The sequence below is a fragment of the Kocuria sp. CCUG 69068 genome (genome assembly GCF_020833785.1).
GTDB lineage: Bacteria > Actinomycetota > Actinomycetes > Actinomycetales > Micrococcaceae > Kocuria > Kocuria rosea.
The window spans coordinates 1-2,965 of record NZ_PDDL01000193.1; the positions used below are offsets into that span (position 1 = coordinate 1).

At 73.4% G+C, this 2,965-nt stretch carries 4 protein-coding genes; all 4 read right to left on the minus strand.

Going from position 1 to position 2,965, the window contains the following annotated elements:
- Positions 1 to 255 (minus strand): translation initiation factor IF-2 N-terminal domain-containing protein (locus tag CRM73_RS18690; protein ID WP_229588730.1); only part of this gene is annotated, 255 nt, incomplete at its 3' end.
- Positions 256 to 459: 204 nt separating this feature from the next.
- Positions 460 to 810 (minus strand): YlxR family protein, encoded by a 351-nt coding sequence (locus CRM73_RS19780; protein WP_081615740.1) that lies wholly within the window; start codon positions 808 to 810, stop codon positions 460 to 462.
- Between the two features lie 195 nt (positions 811 to 1,005).
- Complete coding sequence (nusA, locus tag CRM73_RS18700; protein WP_017832933.1) at positions 1,006 to 1,986, minus strand: transcription termination factor NusA; 981 nt, start codon at positions 1,984 to 1,986, stop codon at positions 1,006 to 1,008.
- Positions 1,987 to 2,177: 191 nt separating this feature from the next.
- Entirely contained in the window at positions 2,178 to 2,693 is a 516-nt protein-coding gene (gene rimP / locus CRM73_RS18705) for a ribosome maturation factor RimP (protein ID WP_109222388.1), read from the minus strand.
- Positions 2,694 to 2,965: the final 272 nt, after the last annotated feature.

Consider the following 2,965-nt stretch of genomic DNA (forward strand, 5'->3'; position numbering starts at 1 on the left):
CGGGGCGGGCGCGGAGGTGCCGGGCCGGGACGAGGCGCCGGGCTTGGACGCGGGCTTGCCGGCGGGCGCCGGGGCCGCCGGGGCGGACTTCTCCGCCCGGCCGGCGAGGGCGGAGCGCAACTTCTTGGCGACGGGCGGCTCGACGGTCGAGGACGCGCCTCGGACGAACTCACCCAGGGTCTGAAGCGTGGAAATCGCTTCCTTGGACGTTATTCCGAGCTCTTTCGCGAGCTCGTGAACGCGGGGCTTGGCCACTTCTCTCCTGTCTCGGTCCGCACCGAAACAGGCACGAACCACTTATTTTCCGTTGAGGCTCCCGGAGCATCGGCCGTCGAGGACGGCGCGGGGTCGCGGGAGGCCGTTGGCAGAGCACAACGAAGCACTCATCGCTGGGCACTCATCGGTTTTCCATCGGTTCTCTGACTCGCTTTCCAGTTCTTCACCCGCGTACGGACGTGGTCACCGGTCCGGTCGGACCGCGCGGGCTGCCGTCCGGGGACGGCTGTGGTCGGCACTCGTGCGTCCGGTCGCCGGGGCTGCCCCCGTGGACAGCAGGGCGTCCAGTGCGGGGGCGACCGCCTCCGTGTCCACGACCGCCCGGAACGCGCGCCGGAAGGCGCGCCGGCGCAGGGCCGAGTCCAGGCACTCGTGGGAGGGGTGGAGCCAGGCTCCGCGACCGCCGAGGCGGCCGTCCCGGTCGACCACGGCCCGGAGGCCGCTGTCGGTCGGTTCGGTCACCACACGTACGAGCTGGTCAGGGTGTTCGGTGGTCCGGCATCCGATGCACGTGCGACGGGAGTCTGCACTCACTCGCTCGGTACTCCTCGTCTCGCGCCGGGACGTCGGGGACGTCCCGTGCGGGCCGGGAGCGGGCGCCGGACAGGGACCACCAACGATCTGACCGCTGTCCAGTCTATCCCGGGGACCGCCCTGGGCCGAAACCGGGGGCGCGCGGGATCCCGGGACCGCCCCGGGGCGGGGGCGCCGGTCCCGCCGCGGCGCGGCTCAGCGGCGCTCGGCGGCCTTCGACTCGGGCACGATGTCGATCTTCCAGCCCGTGAGCTTGGCTGCCAGGCGGGCGTTCTGGCCCTCCTTGCCGATGGCCAGGGACAGCTGGGTGTCGGGGACCACGGCGCGGGACGAGCGGGCCCGCTCGTCGAGCACGCTCACCCGGGACACCTTGGCCGGGGACAGGGCGTTGGCGATGCAGCGGGCGGGGTCGTCCGACCAGTCGACGATGTCGATCTTCTCGTCGTGCAGCTCGTTCATCACGGCGCGCACGCGGGAGCCCATCTCCCCGATGCAGGCGCCCTTGGCGTTGATCCCGGACTGGGTGGCGCGCACGGCGATCTTGGTGCGGTGGCCGGCCTCGCGGGCGATCGCCATGATCTCCACGGAGCCGTCGGCGATCTCCGGCACCTCCATCTCGAACAGGCGGCGCACCAGGTCCGGGTGGGACCGGGACAGCGTGATGGACGGGCCCTTCATGCCGCGCTTGACCTCCACGACGAAGGCGCGGATGCGCGCGCCGTGCGGGTACTTCTCGCCGGGGGCCTGCTCGTGCGGGGGCAGCACGCCCTCCACGGTGCCGAGGTCGACCTGGACCATGTGGGGGTTGTGCCCCTGCTGGATCTGCCCGGAGACGATCTCTCCCTCCCGGCCCTTGAAGTGGCCCAGGACGGCGTCGTCCTCGACGTCGCGCAGCCGCTGGAGGATGACCTGGCGGGCCGTGGAGGCGGCGATCCGCCCGAAGCCGGCCGGGGTGTCGTCGAACTCCCCGACCGCCTCGCCGTCCTCGTCCAGCTCGGGCGCCCAGATGGTGACGTGGCCGGTCCGGCGCTCGATCTCGGCGCGCGCTCCCGGCAGCGCGCCGGCGGTCTTGTGGTACGCCAGCAGGAGGGCCTGCTCGATGGTGGGGATGAGCAGGTCCACGGGGATGTCGCGCTCACGCTCCAGCAGTCGGAGGGTGCTCATATCGATGTCCATGTCCGGCCTTCCTCACCTGACGGCCCCGGGGACGGCGCAGCGCACCGTCGGGGATGACGGGGCGCCGCCACGGGTCGTGCTCGCGCACTCGTCGTCGCACTCGGTTGTCGTCGCACTGCGGACCGCGACGCCGGTGGGCGCCGCGGCGTCAACGGCACATCTTACACTCGTGCCGAGTGTGGCCGGGTCCGTCAGTCCGTGAACTCGACCTCCACCCTGGCCCGGCGCACGGCCTCGAAGGCCCAGCGCTCCGGGTCGAGCAGCCGGGCCGGCATCCCCTTCTTCACCTGGTGGCTGCGCTGCAGGACCACGCCGTCCTGGCCGACCTCGAGCAGGCGGGCCGTGAACTTCTCGCCCTCCACCGGGGTGACCCGCACCAGCCGGCCGATCGAGCGGCGCCAGTGCCGCGGGGCCGCGAGCTCCCTCGTGGCCCCCGGGGAGGACACCTCCAGCTCGTAGGCCGAGCCCGGCACGGGGTCCGTGCGGTCGAGGAGCTCGGACACGGACCGGGAGACCGCGGCGATCCGGTCGATGTCCACGCTGTCGGTGCTGTCCTCCGGCAGGTCCACGAGCACCTGCAGCACGAGCCCGGTGCCGGCGGGCTTCAGGGCGACGTGCTCCAGGACGAGCCCCGACTCCTCCACCGCGGGGCCGATCAGCTCGGCCAGCCGCTGGTCGTCGGGTCCGGGGGTGCTCTGCTCGCTCACGGGGTCTCCTCGTGCTGTCGGGACGTCGGGGTCGGTCCTGGAGATCCTATGATGAACGCGGCCCTCCGCCGTCCCCCGCCGCGTCCCCCAGGAGCCCCCGGTGACCGATCCCCGCACGCCCGTCCCCCGGGTGCTCCCGCTGGTGCTGGGGGTCCTGCTCGCCACCGGGGCGGCCGGGGCGTGGTGGCTGGACTCCGCCCGGCCGGTGCCCCCGGACGAGGTCGCGCGCGCCGAGGCGTGGCGGGGAACCGAGGCGCTGCTCGCGGCGCCCG